Raw genomic sequence first — 15413 nt, forward strand, 5'->3', positions numbered from 1 at the left:
GGACGCAACGGCGGCCCCTCCGGAACGGGACGACCACCCGCCCGGGACAAGACCGGCAGCACGCCGGGCGGCGCGGCGCAAGAGCGCCTTCCCGGTCATCCGGCCTGCTCCCGTTCGTTTTCCGAACCGCGGTCCGGTTAGGCTCATGGCATGCATGCCTGGCCCGCTTCCGAGGTCCCCGCCCTGCCCGGTCAGGGCCGCGACCTGAGGATCCACGACACCGCGACCGGGGGCCTGGTCACCTCCGACCCCGGTCCCGTCGCCCGCATCTACGTCTGCGGCATCACCCCCTACGACGCCACCCACATCGGACACGCGGCGACCTACAACGCGTTCGACCTCGTGCAGCGCGTGTGGCTCGACACCAAGCGGCAGGTTCACTACGTCCAGAACGTCACGGACGTCGACGACCCGCTGCTGGAGCGGGCCGAACGGGACGGCGTCGACTGGACCGCGCTCGCCGAGCGCGAGACCGCGCTGTTCCGCGAGGACATGACGGCCCTGCGGATGCTGCCCCCGCGGCAGTACATAGGCGCCGTGGAGGCGATACCCGGCATCGTCCCGCTCGTCGAACGACTGCGCGAGCTCGGCGCGACGTACGAGATCGAGGGCGACATCTACTTCTCCGTCGAGTCCGACCCGCACTTCGGCCAGGTCTCGAACCTCGACGCCGCCGCCATGCGGCTGCTGTCCGCCGAACGCGGCGGCGACCCGGACCGTCCGGGCAAGAAGAACCCCGTCGACCCGATGCTCTGGATGGCCGCCCGCGAGGGCGAGCCGAGCTGGGACGGCGGCTCGCTCGGCCGGGGCCGCCCCGGCTGGCACATCGAGTGCGTGGCCATCGCCCTCGACCACCTCGGCATGGGCTTCGACGTCCAGGGCGGCGGATCCGACCTGGTCTTCCCGCACCACGAGATGGGCGCCTCGCACGCCCAGGTGCTCACCGGCGAGTTCCCCATGGCCAAGGCGTACGTCCACGCCGGCATGGTCGCCCTGCACGGCGAGAAGATGTCCAAGTCCAAGGGCAACCTGGTCTTCGTGTCCCGGCTGCGGCGCGACGGGGTGGACCCGGCGGCGATCCGGCTGGCGCTGCTCGCCCACCACTACCGCGCCGACTGGGAGTGGACCGACCAGGTCCTCCAGGACGCCGTGACCCGCCTCGACCACTGGCGTGCCGCGGTCTCCCGCCCCGACGGCCCGCCCGCCGAGGCACTGGTCGAGGAGATCCGCGAGGCCCTGGCCAACGATCTGGACGCTCCGGCCGCGCTGGCCGCCGTCGACCGCTGGACCGTGCTCCAGGAGGAGAGCGGCGGCACGGACACCGGCGCGCCCGGTGTCGTCTCCCGCGCGGTGGACGCGCTGCTCGGCGTGGCGCTGTAACCGGACACGACGACGAAGGGGCGCCCCGTGGTGAACGGGGCGCCCCTTCGTTCAGTCCTCCGACGACTCGTCGCCGCCGGAGCCCGGGTCCTGGTCCGGATCGAAGTCCGTCCCCGGCTTCGGCGGCTTCGGCGGGCGGGTGCGCCCGCCCGGGCCCTCCCGCCGGTACGACGTACCGTCCGAGCCGTCGGCCGTGGCGTGTCCGCCGGGCGGGCCCGACGCCCCGTCACGGCGCCGCAGATAGCGCTCGAACTCGCGGGCGATCGCCTCGCCCGACGCCTCCGGCAGCTCGGCGGTGTCCCGGGCCTCCTCCAGCGTCTGGACGTACTCGGCCACCTCGCTGTCCTCCGCGGCCAGTTGGTCCACGCCCACCTGCCAGGCGCGCGCGTCCTCGGGCAGCTCGCCCAGCGGGATCCGCACGTCGATCAGGTCCTCCAGGCGGTTGAGGAGGGCCAGGGTGGCCTTCGGGTTGGGCGGCTGCGAGACGTAGTGCGGGACCGCCGCCCACAGCGACACCGCGGGCACGCCCGCGTGCGCGCACGCCTCCTGGAGGATGCCGACGATGCCCGTGGGGCCCTCGTACTTGGTCTCCTCCAGGTCCATGCGGCGGGCCAGGTCCGGGTCGGACGTGGTCCCGCTGACCGGGACCGGCCGGGTGTGCGGGGTGTCACCGAGCAGCGCGCCCAGCACGACCACCAGCTCCACGCCGAGTTCGTGCGCGAAGCCGAGGATCTCGTTGCAGAACGAACGCCACCGCATGGACGGTTCGATGCCGCGGACCAGCACCAGGTCGCGCGGCTTCTCGCCGCCGACCCGGACCACCGACAACCGCGTGGTCGGCCAGGTGACCTTGCGGACCCCGCCGTCCATGAACACCGTGGGGCGGTTCACCTGGAAGTCGTAGTAGTCCTCGGCGTCCAGCGCCGCGAACACCTCGCCCTTCCACTCCCGGTCCAGGTGCGCGACCGCGGTGGAGGCGGCGTCACCGGCATCGTTCCAGCCCTCGAACGCGGCCACCATGACCGGGTCGACCAGCTCGGGAACCCCCTCGAGCTCGATCACCCAGCGCCTCCTTCCGACGTGCCCTCGCGTACGCCCCAACCTTACGGCGTGCCCGGAGGAGCGCCCGCAGTCCCCTTCACAAGGGGAGTGCCCCATCACTGCCCCGCCGTACCCCCGGAAACACCACTCACAGCGTGGACCGCAGCCACTGCTCCACGCTCGCGATGTGCACCGTCGACCAGGACCGCGCCGCCTCCGCGTCCCGGTCCCGCAGGGCGGCGAGGATGGCCCGGTGCTCGTGCAGGGTGCGGCCGACCGCGTCCTTCTGGGTGAGCCCGCGCCAGATCCGGGCCCGCGTGGTGGGGCCGGACAGGCCGTCGAGCAGGGAGCACAGCACGGAGTTGCCGGAGCCGCGCACGATGCCCCGGTGGAACTCCAGGTCGGCGGCGACCAGGTCCTCCACCGACGGCTCGTCGCCGAGCCTGTCCAACTGCTCTGCCAGAGCGTCCAGTTGCTCCTCGCCGATCCGGGTGGCCGCGAGGGCCGTCGCGGCCGGCTCCAGGATGCGGCGTACGGCGAGGAACTCCAGGACCGTGTCGTCGCGGTGGAAGTCGACGACGAAGCTCAGCGCCTCCAGCAGGAGTTGCGGGTCGAGACTGGTGACGTAGGTGCCGTCGCCCTGCCGCACGTCCAGGATGCGGATCAGCGACAGGGCGCGCACCGCCTCGCGCAGCGAGTTGCGGGACAGCCCCAGCTCGGCCGCGAGCTCGCTCTCCTTGGGCAGCCGGGCGCCGGGACGCAGCGCGCCCGAGACGATCATTCCCTTGATCTTCTCGATCGCCTCGTCGGTCACTGCCATACCGCGCCTCCCTGCGGACCAGACCTCCGATGTATCCAGCCCATTATGTACGGGTCAGGGGCGGCTCCGTCGGCGCGGAGCCGCCCCTGACCCGGATGCCGGCTCCCGTGCGGGGGAGCCGGGGGAGCACCGGTCACTTCTTGTCGAGCAGCTCCTGGACGTTCGCGCGGACCTCGTCCGTGGCCAGGCCCCGGATCGTCAGGGTGGTGCGGCGGCGCAGCACGTCGTCCGCGGTCTCGGCCCACTCGTGGTCGCGGGCCCAGACGACCTGCGCCCAGATCTCCGGGGCGTCCGGGTGGACGCGCCGGGCGAGCGCCGGGTCGTCGTTGGCCAGGCGAGCGATGTCGAAGGCCAGCGAACCGTAGTGGGTGGCCAGGTGCCGGGCGGTGTCCGCGGCCATGCGCGGGCCGGGCGCCGGGCTGTCGACCAGCAGCCGGTGGGCCACCGCGCGGGGGTTGGCCACGCCCGGCAGCGGCAGCTTCTTCGGCAGCGAGGCGATCGGCTCGAAGTCCTCGCCCAGCGGGTGGCCGGGCAGCTCCTGGAGCTTGCGCATCACCGTACGGCCGATGTGGCGGAAGGTGGTCCACTTGCCGCCCGCGACGGACAGCATCCCGCCCCGGCCCTCGGTGACGACCGTCTCCCGCTTGGCCTTGGCCGTGTCCCCGGGACCGCCGGGCAGCACCCGCAGTCCCGCGAAGGCGTAGGTGATCAGGTCCCGGTCGAGCTGCTGGTCGCGGATGGAGAACGCGGCCTCGTCGAGTATCTGCGCGGTGTCCTTCTCGGTGACCGCGACGTCCGCCGGGTCGCCCTCGAACTCCTCGTCGGTGGTGCCGAGCAGCAGCATGTCCTCCCAGGGGAGGGCGAAGGTGATCCGGTACTTGTCGATCGGCGTGGCCAGCGCGGCCTTCCACGGGGAGGTCCGCTTCAGGACCAGGTGCGCGCCCTTCGACAGGCGGATGGACGGCGCGGCCTTCGGGTCCTCCATGCGGCGCAGGTGGTCGACCCACGGGCCGGTCGCGTTCAGCACCAGGCGGGCGTCGACGCCGAACTCGTCGCCCGTCAGACGGTCGCGCAGCTCGGCGCCGGTGACCCGGCCCCGGGTGAAGCGCAGCCCCGTCACCTCGGCGTGGTTGAGGACGACCGCGCCGGACTCGGCCGCCGCGCGGACCGTCATCAGCGCCATGCGCGCGTCGTTCATCTGGTCGTCGCCGTACACGGCCACGGCCCTGAGGTTGTCGGTGCGCAGCTCCGGCACGTCCTGCGCGGCCTTGGCCGGCGAGAGCAGGTGCCCGACGCCGTCGCCGAAGGCGGACAGCGCCGAGTACGCGAAGACACCGGCGCCGAGCTTCGCCGCGCCGTGCGGCCCGCCCTTGTACACGGGGAGGTAGAACGTGAGCGGGTTCGCCAGGTGGGGGGCCACCTGGCGGGAGACCGCACGGCGCTCGAAGTGGTTCTCCGCCACCAGCTTCACCGCACCGGTCTGCAGGTAGCGCAGACCGCCGTGGAGCAGCTTGGAGGAGGCGGAGGAGGTGGCGCCGGCGAAGTCGCCGGCGTCCACCAGAGCCACCCTGAGGCCGGACTGCGCGGCGTGCCAGGCGGTGGAGATGCCCAGGATGCCGCCGCCGATCACGAGGAGGTCGTACGACGCCTTGGAGAGCTGCTCCCGGGTCTCGGCGCGGCTCGGGTTCGAGCCGGACGCCGGGTGCGTCCCCAGGGCAGGCACGGACTGCAGGGTGGACTGGCTGGTCATGGCGGTTCTTACTCCTCGTCCTCGAGCCAGCCCATGGTCCGCTCGACGGCCTTGAGCCAGCTCTTGTACTCACGGTCGCGGGTCTCCGCGTCCATGCGGGGGGTCCACTCGGCGGCCCGCCGCCAGTTGGCGCGCAGGTCGTCGGTGCTGTTCCAGAAGCCGACGGCGAGGCCGGCGGCGTAGGCGGCGCCGAGGCAGGTGGTCTCGGCGACCATCGGACGCACCACGGGGGCGTCCAGGAAGTCCGAGAGCGTCTGCATCAGCAGGTTGTTGGAGGTCATGCCGCCGTCGACCTTGAGGGCGGCCAGCTCCACGCCGGAGTCCTTCGTCATGGCGTCCGCGATCTCCCGCGTCTGCCAGGCGGTGGCCTCCAGCACGGCGCGCGCGAGGTGCGCCTTGGTGACGTACCGGGTGAGGCCGGCGATCACACCGCGGGCGTCGGAGCGCCAGTACGGGGCGAACAGGCCGGAGAAGGCCGGCACGAAGTAGGCGCCGCCGTTGTCCTCGACGGAGAGCGCGAGGGTCTCGATCTCGGCGGCGGTGGAGATCAGGCCCATCTGGTCGCGCATCCACTGCACCAGCGAGCCGGTGACGGCGATCGAGCCCTCCAGGGCGTAGACCGGCTTCTGGTCGCCGATCTGGTAGCCGACCGTGGTCAGCAGGCCGCTGTAGGAGTTGATGATCTTGTCGCCGGTGTTCATCACCATGAAGGTGCCGGTGCCGTACGTCGACTTGGTCTCGCCCTCGGCGAAGCAGGTCTGGCCGAACAGGGCCGCCTGCTGGTCGCCCAGCGCGGAGGCGACCGGGATGCCGCCGAGCAGCTCGCCCAGTCTGCCGCCCTTGATCTCGCCGTAGACCTCGGCCGAGGAGCGGATCTCGGGCAGCATCGCGGCGGGGACGCCGATGGACTCGGCGATCCTCTCGTCCCACTGCATGGTGTGCAGGTTCATCAGCATGGTGCGGGACGCGTTGGTGACGTCGGTGACGTGGCGGCCGCCGTCCGTGCCGCCGGTCAGGTTCCAGATGACCCATGTGTCCATGGTGCCGAAGAGGATGTCGCCCGCCTCGGCGCGCTCCTTGAGGCCGTCGACGTTGTCGAGCAGCCAGCGGGCCTTGGGACCGGCGAAGTAGGAGGCCAGGGGGAGACCGGTCTCGCGGCGGAAGCGGTCCTGACCGACGTTGCGGCCGAGCTCGCGGCAGAGGGCGTCGGTGCGGGTGTCCTGCCAGACGATGGCGTTGTGGACCGGCTCACCGGTGTTCCTGTCCCACAGCACGGTGGTCTCGCGCTGGTTGGTGATGCCGATGGCCTTGATGTCGTCGCGGGTGATGCCGGCCTTCTCGACGGCTCCGGCGACGACCTCCTGGACGTTGGTCCAGATCTCGGTGGCGTCGTGCTCGACCCAGCCCGGCTTGGGGAAGATCTGCTCGTGCTCCTTCTGGTCGACGGAGACGATGCGCCCGTCGCGGTCGAAGACGATGCAGCGGGAGGAGGTGGTGCCCTGGTCGATGGCGGCGATGAACGGGCCGGCGGTGTGGGCGTCGGTCACTGTGTGCTCCTGGGAGTTCCTTGGTTACGGGGCGGTACGTACAGCGCTGTCACATGATGCGGGGCCTACGCGAAGGCGACGTTGTAGAGACCGGCCGCGAGGGCGCCGCCGATCAGTGGACCGACCACCGGGACCCAGGCGTAGGACCAGTCGGAGCCGCCCTTGTTGGGCAGCGGCAGCAGGGCGTGCACGATGCGCGGACCGAGGTCGCGGGCCGGGTTGATGGCGTACCCGGTCGGGCCGCCCAGCGACAGGCCGATGGAGACGACGACGAGCGCCGTGATCAGACCGCCCAGCACCCCCAGGCCGTTGCCCGCGTCGTTCAGGCCCTGGGTGAGGATGGCCAGCAGCAGCACGAAGGTGCCGACGATCTCCGTGGCGAGGTTCTGCACCGTGTGCCGGATCTCCGGACCGGTGGAGAAGACGCCGAGCACCGGGCCCGCGCCCTTCTCCTGCGCCTCGACCGCCTTGGCGGCGGTGGCCTGCGCGCCCGGACCGCCGACGATCTCCTTGTCGGTGAGGTGGGCCAGGAACTGGCCGTAGTAGGCCACCCAGACCAGAGTCGCGCCGATCATCGCGCCGAGGAACTCTCCGGCGAAGTAGACCGGGACGTTGCCCCACTCGCCGTCCTTGAGGGCGAGCGCCACGGTGACGGCCGGGTTGAGGTGGGCGCCGGAGAGCGGTCCGGCGATGTACACCGCCGTCATCACGGCGAAGCCCCACCCGAAGGCGATGGCGAGCCAGCCGGCGTTACGGGCCTTGGAGGCCTTCAGCGTCACGGCGGCGCAGACACCGCCGCCGAGCAGGATGAGTATGGCGGTACCGATGGTCTCGCCGATGAAGATGTCGGAGCTGGACACCCGCGACTCCTTTGTCCTTCGTCCAGGGAAGCCGACCCCCGGGTCCCACCGGGGATTGGCGCCCTCAGGGGATGAGAGCGATGCCGGCCCTTGGCGTTGTCACACTCTAACTCGTATTGCCGGTAGGTGTTCGACAATGCCGACCGATGGACGGGAGTCTTTCCCGACACCCCGTGGGCGTCAAGAGTTCGGTTGTCGAAAACGCGATCGTTATGGAGCGTCCCGAGTTGTCGATCTTCGCGGCGGTTGCTTCCGCTCGCGCCCGGTATGCCCGCCCCGGGCATGACGGCGACCGGGACGCCGTGCGGCGCCCCGGTCACCTCCGTGTTCCGCTCAGAACCGCCCGGCGCCCAGGTCCCGCGAGACCGCGCGGGCGCAGTCCCGTACCGCCGCGATCAGCTCGGGCCGCAGCTCGCCGTCCCGGCGCAGCCGCTCCACCGCCCCCGTGATGCCCACCGCGCCCACCGGCATGCGCCGCCGGTCGTGGATGGGGGCGGCGACGGCGGCGACGCCCTCCCAGGTCTCCTCCACGTCCGCCGCGTAGCCGCGCGCGCGGGTGAGGTCGAGGATGTGCTCGAAGCCGTCCGGGTCGCACACCGTCCGGTCGGTGAAGGCCTTGCGCTCGGACTCCAGGGCCTCGCTGTGGGCCACCGGGTCGTAGGCCGACAGCACCTTGCCCAGGGCCGTGGAGTGCAGCGGCTGCATGGCCCCTATCTCCAGCACCTGCCGGCTGTCGTCCGGCCGGAAGACGTGGTGCACGATCAGCACGCCCTGCTGGTGCAGCACGCCGAGGTAGACGCTCTCGCCGCTGGAGCGGGCCAGGTCGTCCGTCCACACCAGGGCGCGTGCCCGCAGTTCGTGCACGTCGAGGTAGGTGGTGCCCAGGCGCAGCAGCTCGGCGCCCAGCTGATAGCGCCCGGAGGCGTCGTCCTGCTCGACGAACCCCTCCTGCTGGAGCGTGCGCAGGATGCCGTGGGCGGTGCCCTTGGCGAGGCCCAGTGACGAGGCGATGTCCGACAGGCCGAGTCGCCGCTCGCCACCCGCGAGCAGCCGCAGCATCGCCGCCGCCCGTTCGAGCGACTGGATGTTCCGTGCCATCGCCGTACTGCCTCCGTCCCCTTCGGCCGTCCACCCGCGACGTGCCGCTGCCGCTGTTCGGCAATGCCGAACACTACCGGTCGATGTCGACCTCTCGCTAATGATCGGTCGTGATCGGTTCCGCCACTCGTACTCCGTACGTCGGCTCTCGGCCATCATCGTCCGCCCCGTGGACGCCCTGAACATCGGAGAACGGTCCCGGATACCCTGGCGAGGTGCGCCCAGCCGGGGACGCTCCGTGAGGGGATCCCGGGCAGCCGCAAAGCCGACAGCCGTCGCACCCAGAGGGAGCCCCTTTCATGGCCTCGTTGCCGCAGACCCCTTCCGCCGACAGCCGGACCCGTGTGTCCGCCCTCCGCGAGGCGCTCGCCACCCGGGTGGTGGTCGCCGACGGAGCCATGGGCACCATGCTCCAGGCCCAGGACCCCACGCTCGAGGACTTCCAGAACCTCGAGGGCTGCAACGAGATCCTGAACCTGACGCGCCCGGACATCGTCCGTTCGGTCCACTCCGAGTACTTCGACGCCGGAGTCGACTGCGTGGAGACGAACACCTTCGGCGCCAACCTCACCGCCCTCGGCGAGTACGACATCCCGGAGCGCGTCGCCGAGCTGTCCGAGGCGGGCGCCCGCATCGCCCGCGAGACCGCGGACGAGTACGCCGCGCGGGACGGCCGCACCCGCTGGGTGCTCGGCTCGATGGGCCCCGGCACCAAGCTGCCCACCCTCGGCCACACCACCTTCTCCGCCATCCGGGACGCCTACCAGCGGAACGCCGAGGGCCTGCTCGCGGGCGGCGCGGACGCGCTGCTGGTGGAGACGACCCAGGACCTGCTGCAGACCAAGGCCTCCGTGATCGCCGCCCGCCGCGCGATGGGGACCGCCGGGTTCGAGGTCCCGCTGATCGTGTCGGTCACGGTCGAGACCACCGGCACCATGCTGCTCGGTTCCGAGATCGGCGCCGCGCTCACCGCCCTGGAACCGCTGGGCATCGACCTGATCGGCCTGAACTGCGCCACCGGCCCGGCCGAGATGAGCGAGCACCTGCGCCACCTGGCCCGCCACTCCCGCGTCCGGCTGTCCTGCATGCCCAACGCCGGCCTGCCGGAGCTCACCAAGGACGGCGCCCGCTACCCGCTCTCCCCCGGAGAGCTGGCGGACGCCCAGGAGAACTTCGTACGCGACTACGGCCTGTCCCTGGTGGGCGGCTGCTGCGGCACCACGCCCGAGCACCTGCGCCGGCTCGTGGAGCGCGTGCGCGACCTCGCCCCGGCCGAGCGCGACCCGCGCCCGGAGCCCGGCGCGGCCTCCCTCTACCAGAGCGTCCCGTTCCGCCAGGACACCGCCTACCTGGCGATCGGCGAGCGGACGAACGCCAACGGATCGAAGAAGTTCCGCGAGGCGATGCTCGAGGGCCGCTGGGACAACTGCGTGGAGATGGCCCGCGAGCAGATCCGCGAGGGCGCGCACATGCTGGACCTGTGCGTGGACTACGTGGGCCGCGACGGCGTCGCCGACATGGAGGAACTGGCCGGACGCTTCGCCACCGCCTCCACCCTGCCCGTCGTCCTCGACTCCACCGAGGTCGACGTCATCCGGGCCGGGCTGGAGAAGCTCGGCGGCCGCGCGGTGATCAACTCGGTGAACTACGAGGACGGCGACGGGCCCGAGTCGCGGTTCGCCAAGGTCACGCGGCTGGCGCAGGAGCACGGCGCCGCGCTGATCGCGCTCACCATCGACGAGGAGGGCCAGGCCCGCACCGCCGAGAAGAAGGTCGAGATCGCCGAACGGCTGATCGACGACCTGACCGGCAACTGGGGCATCCGCGAGGAGGACATCCTCGTCGACTGTCTGACCTTCACCATCTGCACCGGCCAGGAGGAGTCCCGCAAGGACGGCCTGGCCACCATCGAGGGCATCCGCCTGCTGAAGGAGCGCCACCCGCGGGTGCAGACCACCCTCGGCCTGTCGAACATCTCCTTCGGCCTCAACCCGGCCGCCCGCATCCTGCTGAACTCGGTCTTCCTCGACGAGTGCGTCAAGGCCGGACTGGATTCGGCGATCGTCCACGCGTCGAAGATCCTGCCCATCGCCCGCTTCAGCGAGGAAGAGGTCCAAACGGCGCTGGACCTGATCCACGACCGGCGCCGTGAGGGCTACGACCCGTTGCAGAAGCTGATGGCCTTGTTCGAGGGGGCGACGGCGAAGTCGCTGAAGGCCGGCAAGGCCGAGGAGCTGGCGGCCCTTCCCCTGGAGGAGCGCCTCAAGCGGCGGATCATCGACGGAGAGAAGAACGGCCTCGAACAGGACCTGGACGAGGCCCTGACGACCCGCAAGGCCCTCGACATCGTCAACGACACCCTCCTGGACGGCATGAAGGTGGTCGGTGAGCTGTTCGGCTCCGGCCAGATGCAGCTGCCGTTCGTGCTCCAGTCCGCCGAGGTGATGAAGACCGCCGTCGCGCACCTCGAGCCGCACATGGAGAAAGTCGCAGACGGTGAGGACGCCGTGGGCAAGGGCACGATCGTGCTGGCCACCGTGCGCGGCGACGTGCACGACATCGGCAAGAACCTGGTCGACATCATCCTGTCGAACAACGGCTACAACGTCGTCAACCTGGGCATCAAGCAGCCGGTCTCCGCGATCCTGGACGCAGCCGACGAGCACAAGGCCGACGTCATCGGCATGTCCGGGCTGCTGGTGAAGTCCACGGTGATCATGAAGGAGAACCTGGAGGAGCTCAACCAGCGCGGTCTGGCCGCCGACTATCCGGTGATCCTCGGCGGCGCCGCCCTCACCCGCGCCTACGTCGAGCAGGACCTGCACGAGATCTACCAGGGCGAGGTCCGCTACGCCCGCGACGCCTTCGAGGGCCTGCGCCTGATGGACGCCCTCATCGGCATCAAGCGCGGAGTGCCCGGCGCACAGCTGCCCGAACTGAGGCAGCGCCGGGTCCGCGCGGCCACCGTGGAGATCGAGGAGCGTCCCGAGGAGGGGCACGTCCGCTCCGACGTCGCCACCGACAATCCGGTCCCCGCCCCGCCCTTCTGGGGCACACGCGTGATCAAGGGCATCCAGCTCAAGGAGTACGCGAGCTGGCTCGACGAGGGCGCCCTCTTCAAGGGCCAGTGGGGCCTGAAGCAGGCCCGCACCGGCGACGGGCCGACCTACGAGGAGCTGGCCGAGACCGAGGGCCGGCCCAGGCTGCGCGGACTGCTCGACCGGCTCCAGACGGAGAACCTGCTGGAGGCGGCCGTGGTCTACGGCTACTTCCCGTGCGTCTCCAAGGACGACGACCTGATCATCCTGGACGAGCAGGGCAACGAGCGCACCCGCTTCACCTTCCCGCGCCAGCGCCGCGGCCGCCGTCTGTGCCTGGCCGACTTCTTCCGCCCGGAGGAGTCCGGCGAGACCGACGTGGTCGGCCTCCAGGTGGTCACCGTCGGATCGAGGATCGGCGAGGAGACCGCCCGGATGTTCGAGGCCGACGCCTACCGCGACTACCTGGAGCTGCACGGGCTCTCCGTGCAGCTGGCGGAGGCCCTCGCCGAGTACTGGCACGCGCGCGTGCGCTCCGAGCTCGGCTTCGCGGGCGAGGACCCCGCCGCGATGGAGGACATGTTCGCCCTGAAGTACCGGGGCGCCCGCTTCTCCCTCGGCTACGGCGCCTGCCCCGACCTGGAGGACCGCGCCAAGATCGCCGCACTGCTCGAACCCGAGCGCATCGGCGTGCGGCTCTCCGAGGAGTTCCAGCTGCACCCCGAGCAGTCCACGGACGCCATCGTCATCCACCACCCGGAGGCCAAGTACTTCAACGCCCGCTGAGGCGCCACCGGGCACACCGGGCGTTCGCGTCCCGCACGACGTACACTGGTCGGTCCACCGCAGGCCGGTTCCCCCCGTGGGAACCGGCCTGGTCGTCCCTGTGAAGGAGGTACGTGGATGACCAGTACGGTCCCCGCGCTCGGAACCCAGACGGCCGAGGGCTCGGCCCTTCAGGCCGTGTTCCTCGACATGGACGGCACCCTGGTGGACACCGAGGGTTTCTGGTGGGACGTCGAGAAGGAGGTCTTCGCCTCCCTCGGCCACACCCTCGACGAGTCCTGGCGCCATGTCGTGGTCGGCGGCCCCATGACCCGCAGCGCGGGATTCCTCATCGAGGCCACCGGTGCCGACATCGACCTCCCGGAGCTGACGGTGCTGCTCAACGACGGCTTCGAGGACCGCATCGACCAGGCCCTGCCGCTGATGCCGGGCGCCGCGCGACTGCTCGCCGAGCTGTCCGAGTACGAGATGCCCACCGCGCTGGTCTCCGCTTCCCACCGGCGCATCATCGACCGGGTGCTGAACACGCTGGGCCACCGGCACTTCGCGCTGTCGATCGCCGGCGACGAGGTGCCGCGCACCAAGCCGCACCCCGACCCGTATCTCGCGGCCGCCGCCGGCCTCGGCGTGGACCCCGTACGGTGCGCTGTCGTCGAGGACACCGCGACCGGTGTCGCCGCCGCCGAGGCGGCGGGCTGCCAGGTCGTCGCGGTGCCCTCGGTGGGTCCGATCGCCCCGGCCGCCCGGCGGACGGTCGTCCCCTCCCTGGAAGTCGTGGACCTGACATTCCTGCATGGTGTGATGACGGAAATGCGCTAGGCGTTCACCCAGCGCAGCGGCGTTACCGCCGGAATTCCCGCCGCCCGGCTTCGAGGGCTCCCGGGCGCGCGCCCGGGAGAATTCGGCCCGCTGGGCGATGGCTGAATTCCGGTACCGGCGAGCCCGTTTCAGCATGTGAGGTTCGCCACATGGAGGGGGGTCGACAGCGATGTCCGCCTGTGCCTTCCGCACCATTTCGGAGGTCGTCGACGCGCCCTTGTGTCCTGATTCATGAGAAGGTGCACCAATCCTTCCCCGGGCGCCTTTACCGGTGCGTTCACACCTGGTTCCACTGCGTGATGTGCCCTCAACTCCGGCGGCCGCGAACCCTCCTGCGGGCGCGGACTAATGTCATCGCGAGAACCTCGCCCCCATCCCCGTGATCCGCTGCAACAACCCCGCATGCCGGATACACGGAGTCGACAGTCCTGGAGAAACTCGAGCATGAACCGCAAGACTTTGGTGCTGGCGGCCGCGATGGGCCTGCTCGCGCCGGTGCTCGCCGCCTGCGGCGACACCGAGGGCGGGAGCGGAGACGGCGAAGCGATCGTCGTGGGCACCACGGACCGGTTCACCGCATCCAAGGAGGACGGTCCCGCGCCCCTCGACCCGGCCTGGGCCTACGACGTCGGTACCTGGAACATCCTGCGGCAGACCGTGCAGACCCTGATGGTCCAGCCCCGGGGCGACGGCGAGCCGGTGCCCGAGGCCGCCGAGTCGTGCGGATTCACCGACGCCGGCAACGAGCGCTACAGCTGCACCCTGCGGGACGGACTGAAGTTCTCCAACGGCGACGCGATCACCGCGGAGGACGTGAAGTTCTCCATCGAGCGCGCCATCTCCATCGAGGGCGACAGCGGTGTGTTCGCGCTGCTGTCCACCGTCGACACCGTCGAGACGCAGGGCGACCGCGAGGTGATCTTCCACCTCAAGAGCGCCGACGCCACCTTCCCGTACAAGCTGTCCACCCCGGTCGCGGGCATCGTCAACCCGGACAACTACGACAAGGGCAAGCTGCGCGAGGGCTTCGAGATCGACGGCTCCGGTCCGTACACCTTCGAGGGCAAGGTCGAGGACAGCACGCTGGTCAGCGCCACCTTCACCAAGAACCCCTCCTACAAGGGCGCACTGAAGGTGAACAACGACAAGGTCGAGATGGTCTCCTACGACAGCGCCGACGCCATGGGCGAGGCGCTGAAGAAGGGCGACATCGACATGGCGACCCGCACCATGTCGCCCGAGCAGATCCAGGAGCTCAGCAACAACACCGACGACGAGATCGAGGTGGTCGAGTCGCCCGGTCTGGAGATCCGGTACCTGGCGTTCAACACCGAAGCCGCCACCGTGAAGGACAAGGCCGTCCGCCAGGCGATGGCCCAGGTCATCAACCGCGGCGAGCTGGTCGGCAACGTCTACGGCTCCCAGGCCGAGCCGCTGTTCTCGCTGGTCCCCGCCGGCGTCACCGGTCACACCAACGCGTTCTTCAACACGTACGGCGACCCGAGCGTGGCCGAGGCCCGCGAGCTGCTGGAGGACGCCGGCGTCACCACCCCGGTGAAGCTGACGCTGCACTACACGCACGACCACTACGGTCCCGCCGCCAAGTCGGAGTTCGAGCAGCTGAGCAAGCAGCTCAACGACAGCGGTCTGTTCGAGACCGACATCAAGAGCGAGACCTGGAACAAGTTCAAGACCGCTGCCCAGAACGAGAAGTACGACGTCTACGGCATGGGCTGGTTCCCCGACTACCCGGACGCCGACGCCTTCACCGCCCCCTTCCTCGGCGAGGACAACTTCCTCAGCTCGCCCTACGCCAACCCCAAGATCATCAAGGAGCTGATCCCCGAGTCGCGCCGCCAGGCCGACCGGCTGTCCGCCTCCGACAGCCTCACGGAGATCCAGAACATCGTCGCCGAGGACGTCCCGCTGCTCCCGCTGTGGCAGGGCAAGCAGTACGTCGCCGCCCGCGACGGCGTCACCGGCACCGCCTACGCGCTCAACTCCTCCTCGTCCCTCCAGCTGTGGGAGCTCGCGCGCGGCGTCACCGAGTGACGAAACCGCACGAACCCGGACCGGTAGCACGATCCGGGCAGCAAGAACGACAAGGCGCAGCACGTGAATGCGCGTCACCCGTGGCCAGTCCCGCCCCTCGCGGCGGGACTGGCCACGGGCCTGTCGACCGGCTGCGGCACCGAGAGCGGTGACACCGGGGCCAACGGCTCCGGCGTCGTGGTGGGGATGTCCGACGACGTCCTGTCCACCGACCCCGCCTCC

At 70.7% G+C, this 15413-nt stretch carries 10 protein-coding genes; 4 read left to right on the forward strand and 6 right to left on the reverse strand.

Annotation, left to right across the window (positions count from 1 at the left end):
• Window positions 1–150: 150 nt before the first annotated feature.
• Window positions 151–1380: a cysteine--1-D-myo-inosityl 2-amino-2-deoxy-alpha-D-glucopyranoside ligase gene (mshC, locus tag ADK41_RS02110; protein ID WP_030825859.1), complete on the forward strand. Its 1230-nt coding sequence runs from the start codon at window positions 151–153 to the stop codon at window positions 1378–1380.
• Window positions 1381–1431: 51 nt separating this feature from the next.
• Here the strand turns inward: mshC and ADK41_RS02115 are convergent, their stop codons facing one another.
• From ADK41_RS02115 to ADK41_RS02140, 6 genes are all read right to left on the reverse strand, one after another.
• Window positions 1432–2442, reverse strand: a complete 1011-nt coding sequence (locus tag ADK41_RS02115) for a PAC2 family protein (RefSeq protein WP_030825861.1) — start codon at window positions 2440–2442, stop codon at window positions 1432–1434.
• A 127-nt stretch (window positions 2443–2569) separates the two neighbouring features.
• Window positions 2570–3241, reverse strand: coding sequence for a FadR/GntR family transcriptional regulator (locus ADK41_RS02120; RefSeq protein ID WP_030825863.1), 672 nt, complete (start codon window positions 3239–3241; stop codon window positions 2570–2572).
• 133 nt (window positions 3242–3374) lie between these two features.
• Window positions 3375–4991 carry a glycerol-3-phosphate dehydrogenase/oxidase gene (locus ADK41_RS02125; protein ID WP_030825865.1) on the reverse strand — a complete coding sequence of 539 codons (1617 nt, stop codon included), beginning with the start codon at window positions 4989–4991 and terminating at the stop codon, window positions 3375–3377.
• Between the two features lie 8 nt (window positions 4992–4999).
• Window positions 5000–6538, reverse strand: a complete 1539-nt coding sequence (gene glpK / locus ADK41_RS02130) for a glycerol kinase GlpK (RefSeq protein ID WP_030825867.1) — start codon at window positions 6536–6538, stop codon at window positions 5000–5002.
• Window positions 6539–6603: 65 nt separating this feature from the next.
• The gene (locus ADK41_RS02135; protein ID WP_030825868.1) at window positions 6604–7398 is read right to left on the reverse strand and encodes an MIP/aquaporin family protein; all 795 of its coding nucleotides are present in this window, start codon (window positions 7396–7398) and stop codon (window positions 6604–6606) included.
• Between the two features lie 333 nt (window positions 7399–7731).
• Window positions 7732–8496: an IclR family transcriptional regulator gene (locus tag ADK41_RS02140; RefSeq protein WP_030825870.1), complete on the reverse strand. Its 765-nt coding sequence runs from the start codon at window positions 8494–8496 to the stop codon at window positions 7732–7734.
• A 299-nt stretch (window positions 8497–8795) separates the two neighbouring features.
• On the opposite strand from ADK41_RS02140, the gene metH reads away from it, so the two are divergent.
• The 3 genes from metH to ADK41_RS02155 all read left to right on the forward strand — a co-directional run bounded on the left by metH (window position 8796) and on the right by ADK41_RS02155 (window position 15191).
• The gene (metH, locus tag ADK41_RS02145) at window positions 8796–12320 is read left to right on the forward strand and encodes a methionine synthase (protein WP_030825872.1); all 3525 of its coding nucleotides are present in this window, start codon (window positions 8796–8798) and stop codon (window positions 12318–12320) included.
• Between the two features lie 117 nt (window positions 12321–12437).
• Window positions 12438–13139 (forward strand): HAD family hydrolase, encoded by a 702-nt coding sequence (locus tag ADK41_RS02150; RefSeq protein ID WP_030825877.1) that lies wholly within the window; start codon window positions 12438–12440, stop codon window positions 13137–13139.
• A 444-nt stretch (window positions 13140–13583) separates the two neighbouring features.
• Window positions 13584–15191 (forward strand): ABC transporter substrate-binding protein, encoded by a 1608-nt coding sequence (locus ADK41_RS02155; protein WP_030825879.1) that lies wholly within the window; start codon window positions 13584–13586, stop codon window positions 15189–15191.
• Window positions 15192–15413 lie beyond the last annotated feature (222 nt).

Origin of the sequence: Streptomyces caelestis, assembly GCF_001279005.1 — a bacterium.
GTDB lineage: Bacteria > Actinomycetota > Actinomycetes > Streptomycetales > Streptomycetaceae > Streptomyces > Streptomyces heliomycini.

What these genes read in the sequence shown, in the direction of transcription:
- metH (WP_030825872.1), top strand. Translation starts at nt 8,796, where the DNA reads ATGGCCTCGTTGCCGCAGACCCCTTCCGCCGACAGCCGGACCCGTGTG.
- ADK41_RS02150 (WP_030825877.1), top strand. Translation starts at nt 12,438, where the DNA reads ATGACCAGTACGGTCCCCGCGCTCGGAACCCAGACGGCCGAGGGCTCG.
- ADK41_RS02120 (WP_030825863.1), bottom strand. Translation starts at nt 3,241, where the DNA reads ATGGCAGTGACCGACGAGGCGATCGAGAAGATCAAGGGAATGATCGTC.
- ADK41_RS02155 (WP_030825879.1), top strand. Translation starts at nt 13,584, where the DNA reads ATGAACCGCAAGACTTTGGTGCTGGCGGCCGCGATGGGCCTGCTCGCG.
- mshC (WP_030825859.1), top strand. Translation starts at nt 151, where the DNA reads ATGCATGCCTGGCCCGCTTCCGAGGTCCCCGCCCTGCCCGGTCAGGGC.
- ADK41_RS02125 (WP_030825865.1), bottom strand. Translation starts at nt 4,991, where the DNA reads ATGACCAGCCAGTCCACCCTGCAGTCCGTGCCTGCCCTGGGGACGCAC.
- ADK41_RS02140 (WP_030825870.1), bottom strand. Translation starts at nt 8,496, where the DNA reads ATGGCACGGAACATCCAGTCGCTCGAACGGGCGGCGGCGATGCTGCGG.